23 protein-coding genes are annotated in these 23,483 nt (G+C 45.5%); 20 read left to right on the top strand and 3 right to left on the bottom strand.

The window, feature by feature from the left end:
- Positions 1–86: 86 nt before the first annotated feature.
- Genes gspC through AAEU32_RS06635 form a run of 13 tightly spaced genes read left to right on the top strand, consistent with a single transcriptional unit; the run spans position 87 to position 12,166 of the window.
- Positions 87–1,019, top strand: a complete 933-nt coding sequence (gene gspC / locus AAEU32_RS06695) for a type II secretion system protein GspC (RefSeq protein WP_421969749.1) — start codon at positions 87–89, stop codon at positions 1,017–1,019.
- A 23-nt stretch (positions 1,020–1,042) separates the two neighbouring features.
- Positions 1,043–3,109 carry a type II secretion system secretin GspD gene (gspD, locus tag AAEU32_RS06690; protein WP_421969748.1) on the top strand — a complete coding sequence of 689 codons (2,067 nt, stop codon included), beginning with the start codon at positions 1,043–1,045 and terminating at the stop codon, positions 3,107–3,109.
- 52 nt (positions 3,110–3,161) lie between these two features.
- Positions 3,162–4,658, top strand: a complete 1,497-nt coding sequence (gene gspE / locus AAEU32_RS06685; protein ID WP_421969803.1) for a type II secretion system ATPase GspE — start codon at positions 3,162–3,164, stop codon at positions 4,656–4,658.
- Positions 4,658–5,890: a type II secretion system inner membrane protein GspF gene (gene gspF / locus AAEU32_RS06680; protein WP_421969747.1), complete on the top strand. Its 1,233-nt coding sequence runs from the start codon at positions 4,658–4,660 to the stop codon at positions 5,888–5,890. The genes gspE and gspF overlap by 1 nt, the downstream gene beginning before the upstream one ends.
- A 45-nt stretch (positions 5,891–5,935) precedes the next feature.
- Positions 5,936–6,358, top strand: a complete 423-nt coding sequence (gene gspG / locus AAEU32_RS06675) for a type II secretion system major pseudopilin GspG (protein ID WP_421969746.1) — start codon at positions 5,936–5,938, stop codon at positions 6,356–6,358.
- An 11-nt stretch (positions 6,359–6,369) separates the two neighbouring features.
- Positions 6,370–6,942, top strand: coding sequence for a type II secretion system minor pseudopilin GspH (gene gspH, locus AAEU32_RS06670; RefSeq protein WP_421969745.1), 573 nt, complete (start codon positions 6,370–6,372; stop codon positions 6,940–6,942).
- Positions 6,943–6,965: 23 nt separating this feature from the next.
- Complete coding sequence (gspI, locus tag AAEU32_RS06665; RefSeq protein WP_421969744.1) at positions 6,966–7,343, top strand: type II secretion system minor pseudopilin GspI; 378 nt, start codon at positions 6,966–6,968, stop codon at positions 7,341–7,343.
- Positions 7,343–8,134 carry a type II secretion system minor pseudopilin GspJ gene (gspJ, locus tag AAEU32_RS06660; RefSeq protein WP_421969743.1) on the top strand — a complete coding sequence of 264 codons (792 nt, stop codon included), beginning with the start codon at positions 7,343–7,345 and terminating at the stop codon, positions 8,132–8,134. Before gspI ends, gspJ begins: the two co-directional genes overlap by 1 nt.
- Positions 8,124–9,119, top strand: coding sequence for a type II secretion system minor pseudopilin GspK (gspK, locus tag AAEU32_RS06655; protein ID WP_421969742.1), 996 nt, complete (start codon positions 8,124–8,126; stop codon positions 9,117–9,119). Before gspJ ends, gspK begins: the two co-directional genes overlap by 11 nt.
- Complete coding sequence (gspL, locus tag AAEU32_RS06650) at positions 9,116–10,321, top strand: type II secretion system protein GspL (protein ID WP_421969741.1); 1,206 nt, start codon at positions 9,116–9,118, stop codon at positions 10,319–10,321. Before gspK ends, gspL begins: the two co-directional genes overlap by 4 nt.
- The gene (locus tag AAEU32_RS06645; RefSeq protein WP_421969740.1) at positions 10,318–10,788 is read left to right on the top strand and encodes a type II secretion system protein M; all 471 of its coding nucleotides are present in this window, start codon (positions 10,318–10,320) and stop codon (positions 10,786–10,788) included. The genes gspL and AAEU32_RS06645 overlap by 4 nt, the downstream gene beginning before the upstream one ends.
- 2 nt (positions 10,789–10,790) lie before the next feature.
- Complete coding sequence (locus AAEU32_RS06640) at positions 10,791–11,555, top strand: type II secretion system protein N (RefSeq protein WP_421969739.1); 765 nt, start codon at positions 10,791–10,793, stop codon at positions 11,553–11,555.
- Positions 11,555–12,166: a UPF0149 family protein gene (locus tag AAEU32_RS06635; protein WP_421969738.1), complete on the top strand. Its 612-nt coding sequence runs from the start codon at positions 11,555–11,557 to the stop codon at positions 12,164–12,166. The genes AAEU32_RS06640 and AAEU32_RS06635 overlap by 1 nt, the downstream gene beginning before the upstream one ends.
- Before the next feature lie 65 nt (positions 12,167–12,231).
- On the opposite strand, the gene AAEU32_RS06630 is transcribed toward AAEU32_RS06635, so the two are convergent.
- Both AAEU32_RS06630 and AAEU32_RS06625 read right to left on the bottom strand, forming a co-directional pair.
- The gene (locus AAEU32_RS06630; protein WP_421969737.1) at positions 12,232–12,429 is read right to left on the bottom strand and encodes a hypothetical protein; all 198 of its coding nucleotides are present in this window, start codon (positions 12,427–12,429) and stop codon (positions 12,232–12,234) included.
- A gap of 3 nt (positions 12,430–12,432) precedes the next feature.
- Positions 12,433–12,777 (bottom strand): hypothetical protein, encoded by a 345-nt coding sequence (locus AAEU32_RS06625; protein ID WP_421969736.1) that lies wholly within the window; start codon positions 12,775–12,777, stop codon positions 12,433–12,435.
- A 220-nt stretch (positions 12,778–12,997) separates the two neighbouring features.
- Between AAEU32_RS06625 and ccoG the strand changes: the two genes are divergently transcribed.
- The 4 genes from ccoG to AAEU32_RS06605 are packed head-to-tail and all read left to right on the top strand — an operon-like array spanning position 12,998 to position 16,714.
- Complete coding sequence (gene ccoG, locus AAEU32_RS06620; protein ID WP_421969735.1) at positions 12,998–14,431, top strand: cytochrome c oxidase accessory protein CcoG; 1,434 nt, start codon at positions 12,998–13,000, stop codon at positions 14,429–14,431.
- A 1-nt stretch (position 14,432) separates the two neighbouring features.
- On the top strand, positions 14,433–15,410 hold the full coding sequence (locus tag AAEU32_RS06615; RefSeq protein ID WP_421969734.1) for a serine/threonine protein kinase: 978 nt from the start codon (positions 14,433–14,435) through the stop codon (positions 15,408–15,410).
- A 35-nt stretch (positions 15,411–15,445) separates the two neighbouring features.
- On the top strand, positions 15,446–16,066 hold the full coding sequence (locus AAEU32_RS06610; protein ID WP_421969733.1) for a thiol:disulfide interchange protein DsbA/DsbL: 621 nt from the start codon (positions 15,446–15,448) through the stop codon (positions 16,064–16,066).
- A gap of 15 nt (positions 16,067–16,081) precedes the next feature.
- Positions 16,082–16,714 carry a thiol:disulfide interchange protein DsbA/DsbL gene (locus AAEU32_RS06605; protein ID WP_421969732.1) on the top strand — a complete coding sequence of 211 codons (633 nt, stop codon included), beginning with the start codon at positions 16,082–16,084 and terminating at the stop codon, positions 16,712–16,714.
- Between the two features lie 50 nt (positions 16,715–16,764).
- On the opposite strand, the gene trmA is transcribed toward AAEU32_RS06605, so the two are convergent.
- Positions 16,765–17,862: a tRNA (uridine(54)-C5)-methyltransferase TrmA gene (gene trmA, locus AAEU32_RS06600; RefSeq protein ID WP_421969731.1), complete on the bottom strand. Its 1,098-nt coding sequence runs from the start codon at positions 17,860–17,862 to the stop codon at positions 16,765–16,767.
- Between the two features lie 185 nt (positions 17,863–18,047).
- On the opposite strand from trmA, the gene AAEU32_RS06595 reads away from it, so the two are divergent.
- From AAEU32_RS06595 to acnB, 3 genes are all read left to right on the top strand, one after another.
- A complete protein-coding gene (locus AAEU32_RS06595; RefSeq protein ID WP_421969730.1) occupies positions 18,048–19,169 on the top strand; it encodes a DUF5610 domain-containing protein in 1,122 nt (373 codons plus the stop codon).
- A 369-nt stretch (positions 19,170–19,538) separates the two neighbouring features.
- Positions 19,539–20,603 (top strand): OmpA family protein, encoded by a 1,065-nt coding sequence (locus tag AAEU32_RS06590; RefSeq protein WP_421969729.1) that lies wholly within the window; start codon positions 19,539–19,541, stop codon positions 20,601–20,603.
- Between the two features lie 262 nt (positions 20,604–20,865).
- Positions 20,866–23,463, top strand: a complete 2,598-nt coding sequence (gene acnB / locus AAEU32_RS06585) for a bifunctional aconitate hydratase 2/2-methylisocitrate dehydratase (protein ID WP_421969728.1) — start codon at positions 20,866–20,868, stop codon at positions 23,461–23,463.
- Positions 23,464–23,483: the final 20 nt, after the last annotated feature.

The following is a 23,483-nucleotide window of genomic DNA, read 5'->3' as shown; positions in this document are numbered from 1 at the left end:
AAATTACAGTTTGCTACAGAGCACGCTTGTTGAACGCAAATGATGAATGTACTATGTGGCGTTAGTTAACAAATTGATAATAGTGAATGGTTTTGGATTTAGCCCCAGTACAACAAAGGCTTAAACAGCTACCGCAACGGAAAATTGTGACGCTATTAGTGCTGGCCGCAACGGTTTATTGTGGCAACTTGGCGGCGTCTCTATTGTGGTTGTTGTGGCCACAAGAGCAAGCTGCGCCCGTTACTCCACCTGTAACGTCATCATCGTCAAAAGCGAATAAGGTCAATGTTGCCGCGATAGAAGCGGTGAACTTATTTGGTGATGCTGCGGCAGTGCCCAAAGAGCAGCCGAAGCAAGAGGTCATCAGTGATGCACCTGAAACACGATTGAGCATCAACCTTACGGGTGTTGTGGCAGCAACAGATGACAAAAATGCTGGCTTGGCGATTATAGAGTCACAAGGTAAGCAAGAGACTTATGGTATCGATGATGTTATCCAAGGTACGCGAGCTAAACTTGCCAAAGTCATGCCTGATAGAGCCATTCTTGATGTTAATGGTCGCTTTGAAACTCTGATGCTAGACGGCTTAACATTCACCAAAACAGTGAGTATGCCAGTACCTGCGAGCAAGCCTGTGCCAGCAAGCGGCCCAGCCCCAAGCTCAGGTCCAAGCGCTGCAATCGAGCCAACGAAAAACCCACAACTCAGAGCCGCACTTCAACAAAAGCGTAAAGAGTTATTGGCAGACCCAGGTAAGCTCTCGGACTACATACGTGTTAGTCCAGTGCGTAACCAAGGTAAGCTGCAAGGTTACAAATTAAGCCCAGGAAAAGATCCTATGTTGTTTAAGCAAATGGGCCTTGAGAATAATGATATCGCTGTTGCTATTAATGGTTATCAATTAACCGATATGAAACAAGCAATGGCTGCACTGCAGGAACTTCGTTCAAGTACCGATGCCGCGATTACCGTGAACCGTCAGGGCCAGTTGATCGATGTGCAATTTAGCCTGCAATAATTAAGAGCGTGGAGAGAAGAATAATGGGCGGAAAACTTCGCACAAAAATTACCAGCGGGCTGGCCAAATATGGCGCGCTCTTTTTAGCCGCTGGTATCAGCCTTAACCTGTATGCTGTTGAATATGCAGCAAACTTCAAAGGCACTGATATTAATGAGTTCATTAATATCGTGGGCAAAAATCTCAATAAGACAGTCATCATCGACCCGGATGTTCGCGGCAAAATCAATGTCCGCAGCTATGAGTTGATGGATGAAGAGCTGTACTATCAGTTTTTCTTGAACGTATTAGAAGTGCACGGATACGCTGCGGTTGAGATGCCAAATGGCGTGCTAAAAGTAGAGAAAAGCTCTGACGCCAAGAAATCAAACGTTCCTGTAATTGGTGAGGAAAGTGGTTACGGCGGCGATATGTTGGTTACTCGTATTGTTCGTGTAAAAAACGTGACAGTACAAGAGCTTGGTCCGCTTATTCGCCAATTTAGTGACCAAAAAGACGGTGGCCACGTAACCAACTTCAACCCATCAAACGTGATGATGCTGACCGGTCATGCCGAGTCAGTAAACCGTTTGGTTGAAATCATTCGCCTTGTGGACCAAGCGGGTGATAAGAGTGTTGATATTGTTCGCCTCAAGCATGCAACAGCGGCAGATGTCGTGTCGGTTGTTGATAATATCTTTAAAGACAACGGTAAAGGCAGTGTCCCTGACTTCCTTATTCCGCGTATCGTCGCCGATGAGCGTACGAACAGTGTGATTGTCAGTGGTGAAGGACAAGCGCGTACGCGCGCTATTGAATTGGTTAAGCGCCTTGATGATGAGCTAGAAACGACCGGCAACACTAAGGTTTTCTACCTTAATTATGCTAAAGCCGATGAGCTTGTTAAAGTACTTCAAGGTGTCAGTAAGTCGTTAACTGAAGAACAGCAGGGTAACACCGCCGGACAACGTTCTTCGCGTAGCAGTCGCGCAGACATCAGTATTGAGGCTCATGCTGACTCAAACTCACTGGTTATCACTGCACAACCCGATATGATGCGCTCGCTTGAGTCTGTTATTGAACGCCTCGATATTCGTCGTGCGCAAGTTCTGGTAGAGGCAATTATCGTCGAGGTATCAGAAGGTGATGGCATCAACTTTGGCCTGCAGTGGATCACTGAAGAAGGCGGGATGTTGCAATTCAACAACGGTACTACAGTACCTGTTGGTTCATTGGCGGTTGCCGCAGAGCGTGCTCGTGATAGAACGATCACTGACAACGTAGTTGGATCAGAAACAGGTAATGCAACTCAGTTAGAGCGTACGGTGGAAGGTGATTTAGGTCCTCTAGGCGCACTACTTGGTGGGATTAACGGTCTTGCCGCAGGTATTGTGAAGAATGACTGGGGGGCGATTGTCCAAGCTGTGGCCAATGACACCAATTCAAACATTCTTGCCACACCGTCGATTACGACAATGGATAATGAAGAAGCATCCATGATCGTTGGTCAGGAAGTGCCGATCATCACGGGTTCTTCTACAGGCAGCAACAACGATAACCCATTCCAAACGGTTGACCGTCAAGAAGTGGGTATCAAGCTCAAAGTAACACCACAAATCAATGATGGTAGCGCTGTTCAGCTGACTATTGAGCAAGAAGTGTCGAATGTTGCTGGCTCTACAGCGGTAGATATTTCAATCAACAAGCGTGCTATTACTACCACAGTGCTTGCCGATGATGGTGGCATGGTCGTGCTTGGTGGCTTAATTGATGAAGACGTACAAGAGAGTGTGTCTAAAGTACCTTTGTTAGGTGACATTCCAGTATTGGGTCATTTGTTCAAGTCAACGAGTACAGCGAAGCGTAAGCGTAACTTGATTGTATTCATTCGCCCTACGATTTTACGTGACAGCGAGAGTATGAACCGTCTAAGTCACAGCAAGTACAACTTCATCCGCGGTGAACAATTGAAGCAAGATGATGATGGTATCGACTTGATGCCTTTCGAAGATGTGCCAATGTTGCCAGAGTGGAACGATGCATTAGTGCTTCCGCCTACGTACGAAGAATACTTAAAAGAACAAAACAAGGCAGAGCGCAACAATGACTGAGCAAGTAGTCAATGATATGGCCAGCGACGTGCCTGTCAGCGACGAAGAGCTGATGGAAGTGTCGGAAGTGGTAGCGCAAGCGCCGCTGCGCTTGCCATTTGCATTTGCCCGACGTTTTAACGTGCTGTTGGTTGAAAATGATGAGCGTCTTGTGCTGTATCACGCTAACGCCCTCGTTGCAGAGGTGTTACTTGAAGTGCGTCGTTTTGCTGGACGTGGCTTTCACATCGAGCAACTTCCAGAAGATAAGTTTGAACTGCTACTTGAAGCTGCTTATCAACGCGATAGCTCAGAAACGCAGCAAATTATGGAAGATATAGGCAACGAAGCTGATTTATTCTCTCTTGCTGAAGAGCTGCCACAAACCGAAGATTTGTTAGCTGCCGATGATGATGCGCCTATCATCAAGTTAATCAATGCCATGTTAGGTGAAGCGATTAAAGAAGGTGCGTCGGACATCCACATTGAAACGTTCGAGCAAGCGCTCGTGATCCGTTTCCGTGTTGATGGCGTGCTAAAAGAGGTGTTAAAGCCAAATCGTAAGCTTTCATCCTTGCTCGTATCGCGTATCAAAGTTATGGCCAAACTCGATATCGCTGAAAAGCGCGTACCACAAGATGGTCGAATCAGTTTGCGTATTGCTGGTCGCGCTGTCGATGTGCGTGTATCAACCATGCCATCGAGTTTCGGCGAGCGTGTGGTGCTGCGTCTTCTCGATAAAAATAACGCGCGCTTGAACCTTCAAGATTTGGGCATGACCGCCCATAACCAAGAATTATTCGCAGAACTCATACGCAAACCTCATGGCATCATTTTGGTTACTGGACCAACAGGTTCGGGTAAAAGTACCACCTTGTATGCAGGTATGAGCGCTATCAACAGTAAAGATAGAAACATTCTTACTGTTGAAGACCCAATCGAATATGAGATCCCAGGCATTGGTCAGACGCAGGTTAACCCTAAAGTAGATATGACCTTTGCCCGAGGACTGCGAGCCATCTTACGACAAGACCCTGATGTGGTGATGGTCGGTGAGATCCGTGACTTAGAAACTGCGCAAATTGCCGTGCAAGCGTCATTGACGGGTCACTTGGTGATGTCAACGTTGCACACGAATACTGCCGCTGGTGCGATCACGCGAATGGAAGACATGGGCGTTGAGTCCTTCTTGCTTTCATCGTCGTTACTGGGTGTATTATCACAGCGTTTAGTGCGCACCTTATGTAACAGTTGTAAACAACCTCATCAAGCGGATGCCAGTGAATGCGAACTGCTCGGAGTGAGCGCTGAGCAAGCTCCAGTGATATACCGCGCAGTGGGTTGTGAAGAATGTAACTTTAACGGTTATAAAGGCCGTACAGGTATTCATGAACTACTCATTGTTGACGACCATATTCGTGAGCTTATTCACAATGGTAAAGGTGAACAGGCGGTAGAAAAGTATATTCGCCAACACAGCCCGAGTATTCGTGGTGATGGGTGTACTCGAGTTCTTGCAGGCAAAACCACGTTGGAAGAAGTGTTACGGGTTACCCGTGAGGAGCAATAGTGGCGGCGTTTGAATATCGAGCTTTGGATGGCAAAGGCAAAGAGAAAAAAGGGCTATTAGAAGCCGATACGGCAAAACAAGTGCGTCAACTTTTACGTGATAAAGGGATGATGCCACTTGCTGTTGAGCTTGCCGCGTCTCAAGAGAAAGCCAGTGCCGCCAAAACCGGCGTGTTTAGCGGTCTATTCAAGGCAAAAATTTCGACTTCTGACTTAGCCTTAATTACTCGCCAATTGGCTACGCTCATTCAGTCAGCCTTACCTGTTGAAGCTGCGGTGATGGCTGTTGCTGAGCAGTGCGAAAAGCCGCGTTTGAAAAAGATGCTCATGGCGGTGCGCTCAAAAGTAGTGGAAGGTTATACCCTTGCGGACGGTCTAGCTGAATTCCCGCATGTATTCGATAACTTGTATCGCTCTATGGTTGCGGCGGGTGAAAAGTCAGGCCATCTTGACCAAGTGTTGAATCGCTTGGCTGATTATACTGAGCAGCGTCAATACATGCGCTCTCAAATTACCCAAGCCATGGTATATCCAACCATACTGGTGATTTTTGCTATTGCTATCGTTTCGATTTTGCTTGGCACTGTAGTACCCAAAATTTTGGCCACCTTTGAAAAGTCAAAACAAGCGCTACCTTGGACTACAGAATGGGTCATGGCGGCAAGTAACTTTGTGCAAAATCATTGGTTGAGCAGTATTGCCGTGATTGTGCTTGTTACTTATGCCCTAAAGCAGGCGCTAAAAAGGCCGAATATCCGTTTTTGGTATCACACACGACTGTTGTCGCTACCAGGTCTTGGTAAAGTCAGTCGGGGTATTAACACCGCGCGTTTTGCTCGTACTCTCAGCATTTTGTCATCTAGCTCAGTCCCTTTACTTGAGGGGATGAAAATCTCTGGGCAAGTCTTGGAAAATGAGAAAATTAAGAAGGCAGTAGCAGAAGCTGCAACGCGAGTGAGTGAAGGTGCTAGCTTGCGCGCGGCGCTTGAGCAAACAAAGCTTTTTCCACCTATGATGCTGCACATGATAGCCAGCGGTGAGAAATCCGGTGAGCTTGAGCAAATGCTTGAGCGTGCAGCAGATAACCAAGATCGTGAATTTGAAAGCATGGTCAACGTATCGCTCAAACTTTTAGAGCCGGCAATGATAGCCACTATGGCCCTAATCGTGTTATTTATCGTGATGGCAATTTTGCAACCAATCATGGCAATGAACAAAGCAATAGGCTTATAACAAGCCACAGAACTAACAGATTTCAGTAAATTAGAGGTAAGAACAATGAGAAAGCAATCTGGTTTTTCATTACTAGAGGTAATGGTGGTGCTGGTAATTATTGGCATGATCATGGCTATCGTAGCGCCGAATATTATGGGACAACAAGAAGAAGCTGCGCTTGATAAAGCGCGCATCGATATTCAGCAAATTGAAGATGCGTTGAACATGTATAAGCTGCGCAATAAAACCTATCCGACAACGGAGCAGGGCCTAGAAGCGCTAGTGACAAAAACAAGCATTGAACCCATTCCAAAGCGTTTCCCTGATGGCGGTTTCATCTCAAAGTTACCAGACGATCCTTGGGGTAACCCTTACCAACTTATCTATCCAGGTGAAATTGGTAAAATCGATGTATTTTCAATGGGCCCAGATGGCGAAGTAGGTACCGAAGACGACATCGGTAACTGGGACGAAGAAGAGCAATAAAACCAATGTGTGTGAATCATCAGCGTGGCTTTACGATTATTGAGATCCTGTTCGTGATGGTGATTATTGCGCTGACGGCTAATCTCGTGGTTTACAGCATTGATGATTCACAAGAAGAAGAGTTGGAGCAAGCTGCGCTTGCTTTGCAAACGAGTATTAACTTCGCTTCTGAATACGCCATTTTGAATCAAAAACAACTCGGTTTATATGTCGACGATAACAAGTATGAGTTTTTGACGTATGCGGATCAAAAATGGCAGCCACTGGATGAAGCCGAAGGTATTTTAAAAGCAAAAGAATTCGCCCCACCATTTTTACTTACGTTAAATCAAGAAGACTTGCCATGGGCGCAAGATAGCTTGCTTAGTGAAGTAGACTGGAAGCAATTGCTGGGTGTTGACGATGATGACTTCTTGGAACTACAAAAGATGACCATTCCTCAGGTGATGATTCTATCTTCTGGCGAAGTCAGCCCATTCCAGCTGCGAATAGAAGTGCAGAGCGATGAAGAAGACCTATTGCCTTATATCGTTGAAGGTGAGTTTATGGCACCCGTTAGCTTGTATCGAGATGAGTTAAGATAATGGTGAGCTTTGCACGTCAATCAATGTCTAAAAAAGCAGGCTTTACTCTTATCGAAGTGCTTGTTGCCTTGGGTATTTGTGCCATGGCGGGCATTGCTATTATGCAAATCAGTGGCGAGCACATTAATCACCTCAGTGCTATTGAAGAGCAAACTTATGCCTCGTGGGTAGCAGAGAATCAGTTAGTAGAAATTCGCGCTCAAGGTGATAAGTGGCCTGCAAAAAATGGCCATAAGGGTAAAACAGATATGGCTGGGCGCACTTGGTATTGGCAAGAAGACGTAGTGCGCACTGCAGACAGCAGTTTCGTTAAAGTGGTGGTAAGCGTTTTTACTGACGAGCAGCGTGAACAATTTGCTTATGAGTTGGCGACCTACATTGATAAAGAGGCGAGCAAATAATGCTTTGTATCGCCCATAAACAATGTCAAAACCACAAAAGCCAAGGTTTCACTTTAATCGAAGTGCTGGTTGCCCTAGCCGTGATGGCCTTTATTGTCGGCGCTACGCACCAAATATTTGACTCAACAAATAGAACAAAAGAGTTGTCAGAGCAGACGCTAGGCGAACTATCGCGCATGCAAACCGTGTTTCGCATGTTTGAACAAGATTTTAGCCAAATCAGCAAACGTAAAGTACGCAATGAAGCGGGAGATACTCAAGAGCAATACCTGCTGCATGAACGATACTTATTTGGCAGCGAGCTTGATGGCATCGCCTTTATTCGCGATGGCTGGACCAATCCCGGATATTTGCTCCCACGCAGTGAATTGCAGGCTGTTGCCTATCGCGTTCAAGAGGGCCGCTTAGAGCGGCTGTATCGCTTGTATGTGGATCAACTCGATGGCAGTGAGCCTAGAGTGCAGGTGTTAGTCGAAGGCGTTGAAGAGTTCAGCTTTGAATTTTTCGATGGCGAATCACAAAAATGGCAACCGAACTGGGAAAAAGAAATGCTCCCTAAGGCGGTTGCAGTTAACCTCAGCTTAGAAAACGCCGAGCCAATTCGTCGTGCGTTTTTACTCTCTGGTCAGGGGGCAACTCCACAACCGCCTCAGACAGGCAATTCAGGTAATAACCAAGGCGGTAATAATCAAGGTGGTTCAGGTGGCCAAGGTGGTAATAACACTGGTCAGGGCTCAAATACCGGTGGTGGAACCGGCGGTGGCTCGCGCGGAGGTGCCTATGGCACCTAGAAACACACACCAAGGTGCGGCGCTTATTATTGTGCTCTTTATTGTGGCACTCGGGGCAACGATTGCTGCGCAAATGAGTATTAACCTCATGGTACAAGTCCAAAAGTCATCAAACTATGATGATTTTCGTCAGGCTAAATGGTACGCCTATGCCGCTGAAGCGTTGGCGCAAAAAGTATTGCGTGAAAGTATTGACGATGAACCAGATAAAACGCATTTAAAGCAAAGTTGGGCGTTGGCGGCGAATACGCCATTCCCGGTAGATAATGGCACTATAAGTGGTGAAATTATCGATTTACAGGCATGTTTGAATCTTAATGCCTTGCGCGCTGAAGCGAGCAGTAGTCAAGGCGGGTATGTGCGCACCAATCCTGCGCACAAGACATTGTTAGAATTACTTAAAGAAGTGGACGACTTGCCAACGCAAGAATCCGAAGAAGCGATGGCGGATAGTGTTTTCGACTGGCTTGATGAAGACAGTATTACCATGCGCTCTGGTGCAGAAGAAGACGAATATCTATCACGAGATGTGCCTTATCTTACGGCGAATAACTATTTTGCAGATGTGTCTGAACTGCGTTTAGTTAAAGGTTTTAATCCTTTAGCAATGCAAAAATTAGCACCTTTGGTGTGTGTGTTGCCTGAAAACGAACTCTTTGCAGTGAATGTAAATACCATCAAAGAAGAACAGGCGTTATTGCTGGCGGCGATGATTGATGGCCTCAGCGAGTCTGGCGCGCAATCGGTAATAAGTGCTCGCCCAGAAGAAGGTTTTGACTCTGTTGCAGACTTTGTCAATGAAGTGACGCAGCAAGGTGGCCGTGACGTGAAAGCGGATGACGGCCGATTTGTAGTGAAGAGCCAGTATTTTCAGCTCAACACCACTGCAAAATTTCTAGAATTTGAATTTACTATGACGTCGCTACTGTACGTTGATGACAAAAATATAACCGTAGTAGCGCGAAAATTTGGAGGCGTGCAGTGAGAGAATCCTTACTGATCCACGTGGGTGAAAGCCCAAACCAGCCAATAAATTGGTTGGTATACAACGCAGCTGAAGATGAGATTATTGGCAGCGGTCAAATTAAGGACGCTGAACATTTAAACGAGCTGTCTGAAAAAGCGCAAAGCCGCGAATGCACGCTAGTACTGCCTAGTGCTCAAGTGCAATTGCATACGGTAACCCTTCCTACCAAGTGGAACCGTAAATTGGCTCAGGCGTTACCCTTTATGATTGAAGAGCAAGTTGCCGTGGATATCGACAGCTTGTTCATTGCCCATGGCGATGCGTTCAGTGAAGAAGATAAGCACTTCATGAATATCGCCTTGGTGGATAAACAGTGGTTACAAGCATGGCTCGATGTGTGTGATCAAGTCGATATTATGCCAACACAGGTGCATGTGGATGCCTTGTTGTTGCCTGAGCCGCAAACGCAAAGTGCCAGTGCTATTGCACTCAGTGATGACAGCTTTTTAGTGCGATACGGAAATTGGCGAGCAGCTCAGCTTGAACCCAATTGGGCAGGACAGTTCTTACACGCTGCCAATATTGGCGCTCTGGACTTATACAGTCCACTTCCTGTGGACCTTGAGGATGTCGAGTTACGCAGCCATGAAGACAAATTTGAGTTACCTTTAGCGATGTTCGCCAAGGCTGCTTCAGCGTTGAATTTGCGCCAAGGACCTTTTGTCTACAAAAAGAAAAGCAGTGGTTGGATAAAAATATGGCGTCCCGCTATTACTGCAGCAGTGATCACCTTGGTATTCATGTTCTCAGTCAAAGGTGCGCAGTGGTACTACTACACGCAACAAGCACAGTCTTTGCAAACTCAGGTTGTCTCTACTTACGAACGAGCGTTTCCTGGCACCAAGGTAAGGCCGCATTTGTTGCGTAGCCAAATCAATAAAGCATTAGGCGACACTGGGCAAAGTGACAGTGTTAACTTTCTTGGGATGTTGCAAGATTTCTCGGATATCGTGCAACAAAGTGAGGAGTTCGTAACGCAAACGCTGCGTTTTGACCAGCGTCGTAACGAACTAAGAGTAGGAGCCAGAGCAAAAGACTTTCAAAGTTTCGCACAGGTGAAATCTCGCTTGGAGCAACGCGGTTTTGAAGTGGAACAAGGCTCACTGAATAACGATGGTGAAAGCGTTGTGGGTGAACTTAGAATTAAGGGGGCACAATGAACGCGTTGACGAACTATTGGCAATCTTTAAAACCCCAAGAGCAGCGCTTGCTTGCGATTGCTGGCGGTGTATTTGTGATCTTTTTCTTTGTTATGGTTGTCTACCGCCCGTTAAACGCGGCGGTCAATGATGCCAAACAACAAGTTATTAAACAGCAAGAACTATTACAGTTTGTGCAGCAAAGTATTGTGCAAATAAAGGCCAGTGGCGGCAATGTAAAAGCTGCGTCTTCAACGAATGTAACGCAGGTAGTAAACCGTACTCGCAGTCGTTATCAAATTGAAATTAGCCGCATGCAGCCAAGTGGCGATGGTTTGCGCTTGAATATCGACAGTGTAGCGTTTAACCAATTGCTGGCGTGGCTTGATGAGCTTGTACACAACCATGGCGTAAACATCACTAACATCGAGCTGTCTTTAGATCCTAAGCCGGGCCATGTCCGCGTTAGTCGTATTGTATTGGAGTAAGCATGTCAGTAAAAAAAGTAATATCAGTTGTTTTGGTATTTGTTGTGTGCTTTTTGATGTTTGCAATTGCCTTGCTTCCAGCTTCAGTTGCAGTGCAGCTAGGCAAAGACTACTTGCCTAAAGGGCTGCAAATGGGCCCTGTTAGCGGCAGTATTTGGCAAGGTCAGGTCAATGGCTTACGTTATCAAGGCCAATATGTGAGTAAGTTACAGTGGGATGTGCATGCTAATGCGCTGTTGAAAATGCAGCTCAAAGCAGACTTTGTTCTAGGTAACAAACGTAACAGTGAAGAGCTCTCTGCAAATGGACTGGTTACTTATGGCATAACTAACAAGCACGTTCAGCTCGATGACACGCGAGCTCGAATTTCTTTGCAGCAGGTGTTGCAAGAAGTTACCTTGCCAGTACCAACAGAGGCCAAAGGAAGAATCTTTGTTGAGCTCGATAATTATCAGTTAGGGCAGCCTCACTGCCAAGAACTTGCTGGTACTATTAGCTCTGCTGATATCAACGTGAAAGGGCGCAACGGCTGGTTTAGTATCGGCGAACTTGAGGGCGACTTGTCGTGTGTTAACGGCGGTGTCAATGTCAAAGTGAGTGAGGAGAATTTACTTGGGCTACAAGTAGATGCGGGCTTTGATGACCGCGGGCAGCTTGCGGTGAATGGTTTTATTAAGCCAGATGCTTCTTTGCCCAAAGATGTGCATGATGCGGTGCAGTTTATTGGTAACCAAACGGCAGATGGCCGCTATCGGATTAATTTCTAATGAGCACTCCGTTTGCGCAGTTTGATGCGCTTGCACAGTATTTGCAATCAACCAAGGGCGCTATGGAGCTTGGCAAAGTGAAAGGTTATCTGTTTGCCCTTGTCTGCGCGCCGGATCCCGTTGAACCTGAACAGTGGTTGCAAGATGTGCTCGGTGAAGCTGCTGCAGCAACTGACGAAAGCATTTTGTTTGCACTGATGAATGTGCATCACGTTATTGCTGAGCAGGTGTACGAAACGGGGTTCAATTTAGCGCAGAACATCCACTTTCACCGCCATTGGCATGAAAACCTAACGACGGGTAGTGATGCACAACTATGGGCCAGCGGTTTCAATCAGGGGGTGAGCTATTACCTTGAAGGATTGATGACCGCCCCTGCGATTGAAGAGCAAACCAAAGACATGCTCGCACATGCGGTATCTGTGCTGGGGATGTTTAGCGCACAAGAACAATTTATTCAGCAAGCACAAAATAACCAGCAATCACAGCAAGCGTTTCATGATGCCATCATTGATTTGATGGGCGATTTTAGCCTTGGTTTTGCAGAGCTAGTGGAACTTGCGGCAGTGCAAAGTGGCTTGTTTGATGAAGAGGGTGATTGGCAAGGCTAATACCATTGGTACAAGCTTTTTTATCACACAAAAAATGGCGGGTTTAATGCTCGCCATTTTTGTCTTTATCCCAGTTGCAGCAGCACGTCAGTACAGCCCTTTTGACATTGGGCGCGCGCATAACCAGGCTCACTCAGTACCAGCTTGATTTCCTTATTGCACGTAGGGCATACAACGGTTTTGCCCTTGGAAAGTTGCTGTAACAGGCGTTTTTGCTGTGCAAATGAATCTGCCTGTTTTTTATTTAACGCTGAAAAATCCATCGCTTATTTAGGCACCGCGGCAATGATTTGGCATATTTGCAGTAAGTCATCACCGTAGAAGAATTCGTTTAACTCTTTGTTGATACAATATTGTTTTTCCCAGCGAAACATGTTGGCGTTGGTACGCAAATTTTGCGTGATATGGATGTCTTGTTCTGAGTTAAGTGAAATCGCATCGCGGATGCTCGCCAACGCCTTTTTTGCTTTCACTTCGTGTTTAACCTGACTTGATTCACTTAAGTCGGTCATGACTGTACCAAGCAGCTTGTCTCTTGGTTCCTTGATCACAGGGTGGTCAATACTCATCAGTGCAAATAACACAATTACGAACAGTAATAGCTTTTTCATGGAAAAACCTTGATCTAGTTGGCCTTCTTGTCGCGCTTAGTTTAGTAAACTCTAGGTTTTAAAAGCAAGCAACATCATGCGCAGTGACTAAAATTAAAACGCGATGCGTACATCATTTTTAGGTGTGAGTTGGTATAATCGCCACAGCATGTGCGGCTTGCGTCACTTATGGCTGTACCTGAAATATTTTTTAAGGTTAGTGGGGAAGTAAGGATTTAAAATGGATAAAGAGCAGCAAATTAAGGTTAAAAACATTCCCAGCGATGTGAAAATTGAAAAACCAGCTGGGGCTCAATACGACAGATTTAATCCACGAAACCGAATTTACGTCCGAGCAGTTACCGGATTGCACCAAATCCTCAGACATCGCATTGGTCTAGTCGGCATGTTGGCGTTTATGTTGTTGCCTTGGATTAATTACAACGGTCAGCAGGCGGTGTTATTCGATCTGTTCAATCAGCAGTTCACTATCTTCGGCCTCACTTTTTGGCCTCAAGACCTTACCATTCTCGCGTTTATCTTCATGATCGCTGCTTTTGCTCTGTTTCTCGTGACGACGTTTTACGGGCGTGTATGGTGCGGATACACCTGTCCGCAAACGGTGTGGACCTTTATCTTTATTTGGTTTGAAGAAAAACTCGAAGGCACAGCAAATCAACGTAAAAAGCTCGACCAGCGGCCAATGGACTTTGATAAATTCTGGCGCAAATCAGCTAAACACGGTAGCTGGATTTTATTCTCTTTGTACACTTCCATTACTTTTGTTGGCTACTTCACGCCGATACGTGAACTGGTTGTCGACTTTGTTACTTTTTCGGTGGGTGGCTATGCGCTGTTGAGCATCATTGTATTCACTTTTTGTACGTATGGTAATGCGGGCTGGATGCGCGAAATAATGTGCTTACACATCTGCCCTTATTCGCGTTTCCAATCAGCGATGTTTGATAAAGATACGTTTACGGTCAGTTATGACGCTAAACGAGGCGAGAGTCGAGGTCCCCGTGGGCGCAAACAAGACCCTAAAGAGTTGGGTTTAGGTGATTGTATCGACTGTAATCTGTGTGTGCAGGTCTGCCCTACAGGAATCGATATCCGTAATGGCTTGCAGTATGAGTGTATTAACTGCGGTGCATGTATTGATGCCTGTGACGGGGTGATGGATAAAATGAATTACCCTCGAGGTCTTATTTCTTACACCACAGAGCGCAACTTAGAGGCATCGGCTGAAAAAACCAAGCCAGTACGCGGCAAGCTCATCGGTTACTCAATTATACTGTTGGTGTTAATTGGTGCACTGGGCACAAACATTGCCATGCGTGTTCCTATGGACTTAGACATTATTCGCGATAGAAATCAGTTGTACCGTACTAACTTCGACGGTCTGGTGGAAAACACCTACACCCTCAAGGTGTTGAACAAAGCACAAGTGGAGCAAAACTTCCGAGTGGCAATTAACGGTTTGGAAAACTATCAAGTAATCGGTCAACTTGAGTTTTCAGTGGCGCCAGGACGCTCTCATGATGTTCCGTTGTCGGTCATTATCGACCCCTATGATTTGAAAAAGCCAGTGACCGAGTTTGAGTTTGTGTTATCTACCCTTGGCGACCCTGATACGCAAATCAAGCAAAGCAGTAACTTCTTTAAGGCGCGCTAATGTGAGTGAGTTTAGTTTTGCCTCGTTAACGCCAGATACGATTCTAGATGCCCTCGACAGCGTGGGCATTTATGCCGAATCTGGGTTACTCGCTCTCAACAGTTATGAAAATCGAGTTTATCAATTTATGGCTGAGGATAAGCGCCGCTATGTAGTGAAGTTCTATCGCCCAGAGCGTTGGAGCAATGAGCAAATCCTTGAAGAGCATAACTTTAGTGCTGAATTGATGGCTGCTGAAGTGCCGGTTGTCGCGCCTCTTAAACTTAACGAAAGCACCTTGTTTGCACACCAAGGATACCGCTTCACCTTGTTTCCTAGCGTGGGTGGCCGTCAATTCGAGATGGATAACTTGGATCAGCTAGAACAGCTTGGACGTTTAATCGGACGTATGCACAGTGTTGCCAAAGCAAGGGCGTTTACAACCCGACCGACCTTCAGTTGCGACGAATACCTACATCAAGCGCGTGTTCATTTGCAGCAAAGTAACTTGGTGAGTGACGCGATGTCAGTGCCTTTTTACACTGTGCTCGATCAAGTTATCGACAAAGCTGGCAAATTATACGAAGGAGTTGATAGTATTCGACTCCATGGAGATTGCCATGCTGGCAACATTTTATGGTCAGCCGATGGTACGCTGACGTTTGTTGATTTAGATGACAGTCGCCAAGGACCTGCCATTCAAGACTTGTGGATGATGCTCAGTGGCGATAGACAGAATCAATTGCTACAGCTTGATACCCTAGTGTGTGGGTACGAAGAGTTTGCAGATTTTGACCATAGTCAATTACGCCTGATTGAACCGCTGCGGGCAATGCGCATGGTGCATTACATGGGCTGGATTGCTAAACGATGGAGCGATCCGGCATTTGAACGGAACTTTTCGTGGTTCGCACAAGACAAATACTGGGAGCAACAAACCTTGGCCTTAAAAGAGCAGCTTGCTGCACTCGATGAAGCGCCCTTAAAGTTATTGCCCTAGTTAAGATGTAATACTGGATTTGTATAGAGACGATTATGATAAAAACACTAACGCGTTCGTTGATTTTACTTTGTTTACCATTAGCCGCATTTGCTGCTGAATTTAAAGCGGGTGAACATTACCAAGTGCTAGAGAGCGAAGCATCAAAAACGGATAAAGTAACTGAGTTTTTCTCTTTTTACTGCCCTCACTGTTTTAAATTAGAACCCATTGTTGGTGCTCTTGAGTCATCTCTTCCTGAGGGAGTGCCGCTAGAGAAAAGTCACGTAAACTTTTTGCGCATTGATAAAGCCGCGCAAAACCGTTTGACCTCAGCGTACTTAATTGCACAACAAGAGGGCAAAGGCGAAGAGGTTGCGGCGGCTATCTTTAATAGCATTCACATGCAACGTGAACCACTGCAAACGCAAGAGTCAGTAGAGCAGTTGCTAGCCAATGTAGGGATCAGTGCTGAAAAATATGCGATGTTGTCATCAAGCATGCCTGTTATTTCAGGTGAGCAGGCAGCCATTGCCGCACAAGAAAAGTTTACCAAGCTAGGAGCGTTAACGGGTGTGCCGACCATTATCGTCAATGATAAGTACAAAGTGCAGGTGCATACCTTGCGCTCTCAGCAAGAACTGAACGAACTTGTTAAACATTTATTAGAAAAATAACCCGGAGAATAAGGTATGAAGAAGTTTATTGCCCTAGCCATGATGGCACTGGCACTACCTTTGACCGCAATGGCGGCACAGTTTGAAGAAGGCACACATTATGAAGTGGTGTCAGAGCGCGCAAGTCGCAAACCTGAAGTAAAAGAGTTCTTTTCATTTTACTGCCCGGCGTGTAATGCGTATGAAGGTCTGCTGTTAGATGTTAAGCCTAAACTCGACAGTGAGGTTAAATTTAAGCGTAGCCACGTAAACTTTATGGGCGGGCGTTCAGCAGAGAACCAAGATATGCTTTCACAAGCACTTGCGACCGCTGATGTGTTGCCACAAAAAGAGCAGCTTGTTGGTGCTATTTTTAGCCATATTCACACCAAGCGCGCTAAGTTTAATGAAGTTGCTGATGTAAAAGATATTTTCGTAGCAAATGGCGTAGACGCTGACAAGTTCGACAAGCTGTTCTCTGGTTTTGCTGTGCGCACTAAAGCCTCTAAGATGCAGCGCGATCAAGAGTACTTTAAGAGCAAAGGTGCGCTTTCAGCCGTACCAACGTTTATCGTCAACGGAAAGTACCGTTTGATTCTTGGTCGTGAATCAGGTGTGACTGAGCCAGACGATATTGCAGCGTTAATTAACTTCTTATCGAAAAAGTAATTGCCGTTGAGATTAAAAAAAACCGCATCACTGATGCGGTTTTTTTATGTTTATTTTCGCGTGAGATAAACACCCGATTCCACATGATGGGTATACGGGAATTGATCAAAAATAGCGAAACGAGCAATTGTGTGAGTTTGACTGAGTAGCTCTAAATCTCGCTCCAGAGTGTCTGGGTTACAAGAGATGTAGATAATGTTGTCGTACTCGCTGGTCAATTTGCACGTTAGCTCATCCATGCCAGCACGGGGCGGATCTACCAAAATTGTTTGACAGTTGTAACTGTGCAAATCAATGTCACCTAGACGCGAGAAGGTCCTCTCCTTGCGCATGGCTTGGGTGAATTCTTCAGAGCTCATGCGAATAATATCTAAATTATCCACCTTGTTAGCCGCGATGTTGTATTGCGCCGACTTTACCGATGATTTAGAAATTTCAGTGGCCAGCACTCTCTCAAACGACCCCGCAAGAGCAATAGAGAAGTTGCCATTGCCGCAATACAATTCGAGTAGGTCATTACTCAGTGGCGCGCAAATATCTTGTGCCCACGCCAACATCTTTTCGTTCACCTTGGCATTAGGTTGCGTAAAACTGTTTTCAACTTGCTGATAGGTATACTGCTGGCCGTTTACGTCGAGTTGTTCAATGACATAATCATTGCCCAGCACATGCTTTTGCTTTCGAGCACGGCCGATAAGCTCTACGTTAAACGTTTTTTGGAGACGGTTTTGCAGCGCATTTGCTTCTGCTAGCCATTGCTCGTCCAACTGCTTGTGATAGAGCAAGCTTACTAAAGCATTGCCACTTAGCGTGGTAAGGTAATCGATTTGAAACAGCTTGCGACGCAAGATTTCATTGTCTTTGAGTTGCTCAATCATAGCTGTCATTAACTCATTAATGAGCTCTGCGCCTGGATCAAACGTATCTACTCTTACTTTCTCTTTCGTTTGCTGATCAAACATGATGTGGAAAAGATCATCACCTTCATGCCAAACGCGAAACTCAGCCCGTTGACGATAGTGCTTCGGTGCAGAAGCATACACTTCCACTTGTGACACTCCAAAACGTGCAAACTGCCCTTGAATGCGTTGCTCTTTTTGGGCTAATTGCTGATCGTACTCGGACGTATTGATTGCGATAACTGGCATGAACACCTCTACTAAATTAACTGCGCCGCTATTGTAGGAGGCTAACGGTAATTGTCCAGCGTCAAACACGAATAATTTGTGTGTTTTTTCTACAGTTTTACTCAAAACAGCCGATATACTGATTATATAGTCCGTTACAGGAGCGTGCGTCAGTGCTTTGAAAGCACTGGCTTGGCGAAGACGTTATGAAAGTAAATGATATAAATCAACTGTTTAACCCTGCTGGCAAGGGGGTTAAACAAAGCACAGGCAAGATGAGCCCTGTGGCACTCGAGCAGTTGTCTCGTTTAGACAGTTATTCGGGTAATCGTCAGCAATTAGGTGCTAAGGTGCTTGAAGACAAGCTTGCGCAGGCCCTTGGTATGGAGCCAAAGCAGCAAAAAGAGCAAAAGCCACTTTTTGACTTTGAAGCGATTGTTAAAAACGTTCTTAAGTTTGTCACCAGTGCTGTGAATAAAGCGAAAGCTGAGGGTGCGTCAGATGAAAAACTTACGAGCATGTTGGAGCAGGCCCGCAAAGGGGTGCAAATGGGCGTGGATGACGCAACCTCGGAGTTGGATGAATCTGGGGTGCTCAATGACGAGATAAAAGAAGGCATTGCCAAATCGCAAAAAGGCATTAATGAGGGCATTGATGAATTTGAAAAGTCTCTCTTTGGTGAGCAAGAAAAGACTAAAGGCGTATTGGTAAGTCAGGCGCGCTATATGAGCATGATGAATAACGCCGAGTATCGTTTTACAACCGCTGAGGGTGACGAAGTGACTATTAGCTTGTCACAAGATTATGAAGCGGGTGCGGCTGCAGCTCAAGCTAATGGGAACAACGGGAAATCGGGCTATGCACAAGGTCAGTATGAGCAAAAGCAGCTGTCGTTTAATTTGTCGGTTAATGGCGAGTTGAACGAAGCGGAGCAGCAAGCTGTGAATGACATGATGAGTGAGCTCCAAGGAGTGAGCGAAGCGTTTTTCAGTGGCCAGTACGATAGTGCGTTCGCACAGGCGCAAGAGTTGAAGCTCAGTTCAGAGCAGTTGGTCGGATTTGCGATGGACCTGACCCAGACAAAGACCCGTGCGGCGATCCGCGAATATGAACGTGCGGCACCTGCAAAAGAAGTAGCAAAAGAACTGCAGCCATTTAATGACAAACTTAAAGATGCGTATGATCAAGCGGGTACGTTAGGGTTAGAGAATGAGCTGTCGGGCTTATTGCTGTGGTTAAACCAAGATAAAGAGCAAGAGCAAGTACAGGCGTTTATTGATTACACCCGAGCTATGTTTGATAAGCTGGGCTCATTACTTGAACAGTAAGCCTTTATAATTGTTTAAAAAAGCACTCTTTGGAGTGCTTTTTTGTTATTTGTCGCGTTCTTTTCCAAAAATCGTACTTTAATACTAAAATCAGCTTATATTCAGACAGATAATGTTTTACTATTTGTACCCAATTGAGTTAACGGTTTGTTTGCTCAATTAGACTACACTCTAGTGTACTAGCCTGTTAGACGGATTTAAGCCAGGTGGATAGCAGTCCGCTTAAGACAAAAGCAAAAAGAGCCGACTAATAGATATTAAGAACAGGATAACTTTAAGTAAGTGGCTATATTAACTTACTTCAGGTATCGCAACACCGTATTGGGTTGGTGAATACTTGATTGATAATCATAAAATGGGATGGAAACAATGAAAATCAAATCACTTTCTGCTGCTATCGTTGTCGCATTGGCTTCTCAAGTTGCCATTGCTGAAGAGCAAAAACACCCAGAGCAAGGCCTGCACATTGGTGTGTTTGGCGACTATTTCTTTGCTGATTGGGACAATATTCAAGGTGCGCCAGCTGCTGTTGAGCTAGGCGAGTCTCTTGGTTATGGTGCTGAAGTGGGCTATCGCTTTAACGAATACTGGACTGCACGTCTAGAATTCACAGCACTTGAGCTAGATAAAGAAAATACAGCAAACCACAAAACAGGTGAGCGTTGGGGTGGTGACTTCCTTTATCACTTTAATGACATGTTCTATGGTGTGATCGGTGCGAAAAAATTTGATGTATACGACGATTTCAACGCGGCTAACTTAGGCTTTGGTTTCCGTAACCACCTAAATTACAACTGGGCATTATTTGGTGAAGCAAACTATTACGAAGGCTTAAACCAGAATCACTCTGACTTTGGTTTGAAGCTAGGTCTGAGCTATCACTTCGGTGATGAGCCGGCAGAACCAGCACCTGCTCCAGCGCCTGTTCCAGTTCCAGTTGAGCCAGAGCCAACTCCAGAGCCTGTAGACTCAGACAAAGACGGGGTAATGGATGCAGACGATAAGTGTGCCGATACTCCAATGGCTGATGCGGTAGATGAGTCTGGTTGTACTCGCTACATGGAAAAAGGTGAAACAGTGAGCCTAATGGTACGTTTTGCTCACGATGGTTCATCTGTGAACCAACGTTATGCTGACGATATCCAAAAAGTTGCTGACTTCATGACTAAGTACCCTGAAACTGAAGTAAAACTAGAAGGTCACGCTTCAGCAGTGGGCGATGCGGGTTACAACAAAGTACTTTCTAAGAAGCGTGCAGACAAAGTAGCTGCTCAGCTTGTTAAAGATGGTATCTCTGAATCACGTATTGAAACAGTAGGTATGGGTGAAGAGCGTCTACTTAACCCAGCAAATACGGCTGAAGCACATGCTGAAAACCGCCGTGTAGAAGCACATATCTCAGTAACAGAGCGTGTTGCAATTAAACGTAACTAAGCGCTTTTAGTTTTCGTTACGTAATTTTAAAGCCCAGCTTATGCTGGGCTTTTTGCAAATAATTCTTAATCAATATTCATAACTCTATAGTTGATGAATAACCTACATTCATCAAATTTATAGTGACTATATGTTAGTTAGGCAAAAGGGCTAATTTTCTTCTACCTTTAAAGCCTTTATAATTGCTATCGTGTCAATTTTCTACAAGTAGGCTAATGCATAGTTTTGCAACCTACTTTCACGTCACCAAGAGGGCATAATTGTGCTTCAAGAATATCGTAAACATGTTGAAGAGCGTGCAGCCCAAGGTATTGTGCCTGCACCACTAGATGCTCAGCAAACTGCTGACCTTATCGAATTAATTAAAAATCCACCGGCAGGTGAAGAAGAGTTCATCATGGACCTTCTAGTAAACCGTGTACCGCCAGGTGTTGATGATGCTGCTTATGTTAAAGCAGGTTTCCTAGCTGCTGTTGCAAAAGGTGAAGCTCAGTCTCCACTAATCAATAAAGAAAAGGCGGCGGAACTACTTGGTACTATGCTAGGTGGTTACAACATCGAACCTATGATTGCACTACTTGACGACGAAGCACTTGCGCCTATCGTTGTTAAGGGTCTTTCACACACGTTACTTATGTTCGACGCTTTCTACGACGTAGAAGAAAAAGCAAAAGCGGGCAACAAGTTTGCTCAGCAAGTCATCGAATCATGGGCAAACGCTGAGTGGTTCCTTGAAAAGCCACAGGTTCCTGAGAAGATTTCAGTAACAGTATTCAAGGTTACCGGCGAAACGAATACAGATGACCTATCTCCAGCACCAGATGCTTGGTCACGTCCTGATATTCCACTACATGCTTTGGCAATGCTTAAAAATGAGCGCGATGGTATCAACCCAGATAAAGCAGGTGAAGTTGGTCCAATTTCACAGCTAGAAGAGCTTAAGACCAAAGGTCTTCCTCTTGCATACGTGGGTGATGTTGTTGGTACTGGTTCATCACGTAAGTCAGCGACAAACTCTGTGCTTTGGTTCATGGGTGATGACATTCCTCACGTACCAAACAAGCGCGTTGGCGGTGTATGTCTTGGCGGTAAAATTGCGCCAATTTTCTTCAACACGATGGAAGACTCTGGTGCACTACCTATCGAGCTGAATGTTGATGACATGAACATGGGCGACCAAATCGATATCTTCCCATACGAAGGTGTTGTGAAGCGTCACGGTACTGATGAAGTAATCTCTACATTCAAGCTTAAATCAGACGTAATTCTAGATGAAGTACGCGCTGGTGGTCGTATTCCACTGATTATTGGTCGTGGTCTTACAGACAAAGCTCGTACATCACTAGGTATGGAAGCAGAAGATATTTTCCGCAAACCTGCACTTATCACTGATTCTGGTAAAGGCTTTACCCTAGCGCAGAAGATGGTAGGTAAAGCATGTAACATGCCTGGCGTACGTCCTGGTCAATACTGTGAGCCGAAAATGACGACTGTTGGTTCGCAAGATACAACAGGTCCAATGACGCGTGACGAACTAAAAGATCTAGCATGTTTAGGCTTCTCAGCTGATTTAACAATGCAGTCTTTCTGTCACACTTCAGCATATCCGAAGCCGATTGACGTGAAAACACACCACACTCTTCCTGATTTCATCATGAACCGTGGCGGTGTATCGCTACGTCCAGGTGACGGTGTAATTCACTCTTGGCTAAACCGTATGCTTCTACCTGATACTGTAGGTACAGGTGGTGACTCGCATACACGTTTCCCTCTAGGTATTTCATTCCCTGCGGGCTCGGGTGCGGTTGCATTCGCAGCAGCTACAGGTGTAATGCCACTTGATATGCCTGAGTCGGTGTTGGTACGTTTCAAAGGCGAAATGCAGCCAGGTATCACACTACGTGACCTTGTACATGCAATCCCTTACTACGGCATCAAGCAAGGTCTTCTTACTGTTGAGAAAAAAGGTAAGATCAACGAATTCTCTGGTCGTATCCTAGAGATTGAAGGTGTTGAGCACCTTACAGTTGAGCAAGCGTTTGAGTTATCAGATGCATCAGCAGAGCGCAGCGCGGCAGGTTGTACTGTTAAGCTAAGCAAAGAGTCTATCTCTGAGTACCTTGAGTCAAACATCGTGATGCTTAAGTGGATGATCGCTGAAGGCTACGGCGATGTACGTACAATCGAACGTCGTATTAATGCAATGCAAGAGTGGTTGGCTAACCCTGAGCTAATGGAAGCGGACAAAGATGCAGAGTACGCGCACGTTATTGAAATTGACTTAGCGGATATCAAAGAGCCAATTCTATGTGCTCCGAATGACCCAGATGATGCGCGTCTACTTTCTGATGTTACAGGTGAGAAGATCGACGAAGTATTCATCGGTTCTTGTATGACCAACATCGGTCACTTCCGTGCAGCAGGTAAACTGCTAGATAACTTCGGTGGTCGTCTACCAACACAACTTTGGGTTGCACCACCCACGAAGATGGATAAAGACCAGCTTACTGACGAAGGTTACTACGGTATCTTTGGTCGTGTAGGTGCACGTATCGAAACTCCAGGATGTTCACTGTGTATGGGTAACCAAGCACGTGTTGCTGACAAAGCAACGGTTGTGTCTACCTCTACACGTAACTTCCCGAACCGTTTAGGTACTGGCGCAAACGTATTCCTAGCATCTGCTGAGCTTGCAGCGGTAGCAGCTATCCTAGGTAAACTACCTACGCCAGCGGAATATCAAGAATACGCTGAGAAGATCAACGCAACAGCGGCTGATACTTACCGTTACTTGAACTTCCACAAAATGCCTCAGTACACGCAAAAAGCGGATAACGTAATTATCCAGCAAGCTGTGTAACAGTCGCATTGCAGAAAAGC

This window comes from Pseudoalteromonas maris (assembly GCF_049257235.1).
In the GTDB taxonomy this organism is placed as follows: Bacteria; Pseudomonadota; Gammaproteobacteria; order Enterobacterales; family Alteromonadaceae; genus Pseudoalteromonas.
This window is presented reverse-complemented; position numbering and strand designations above follow the sequence as displayed.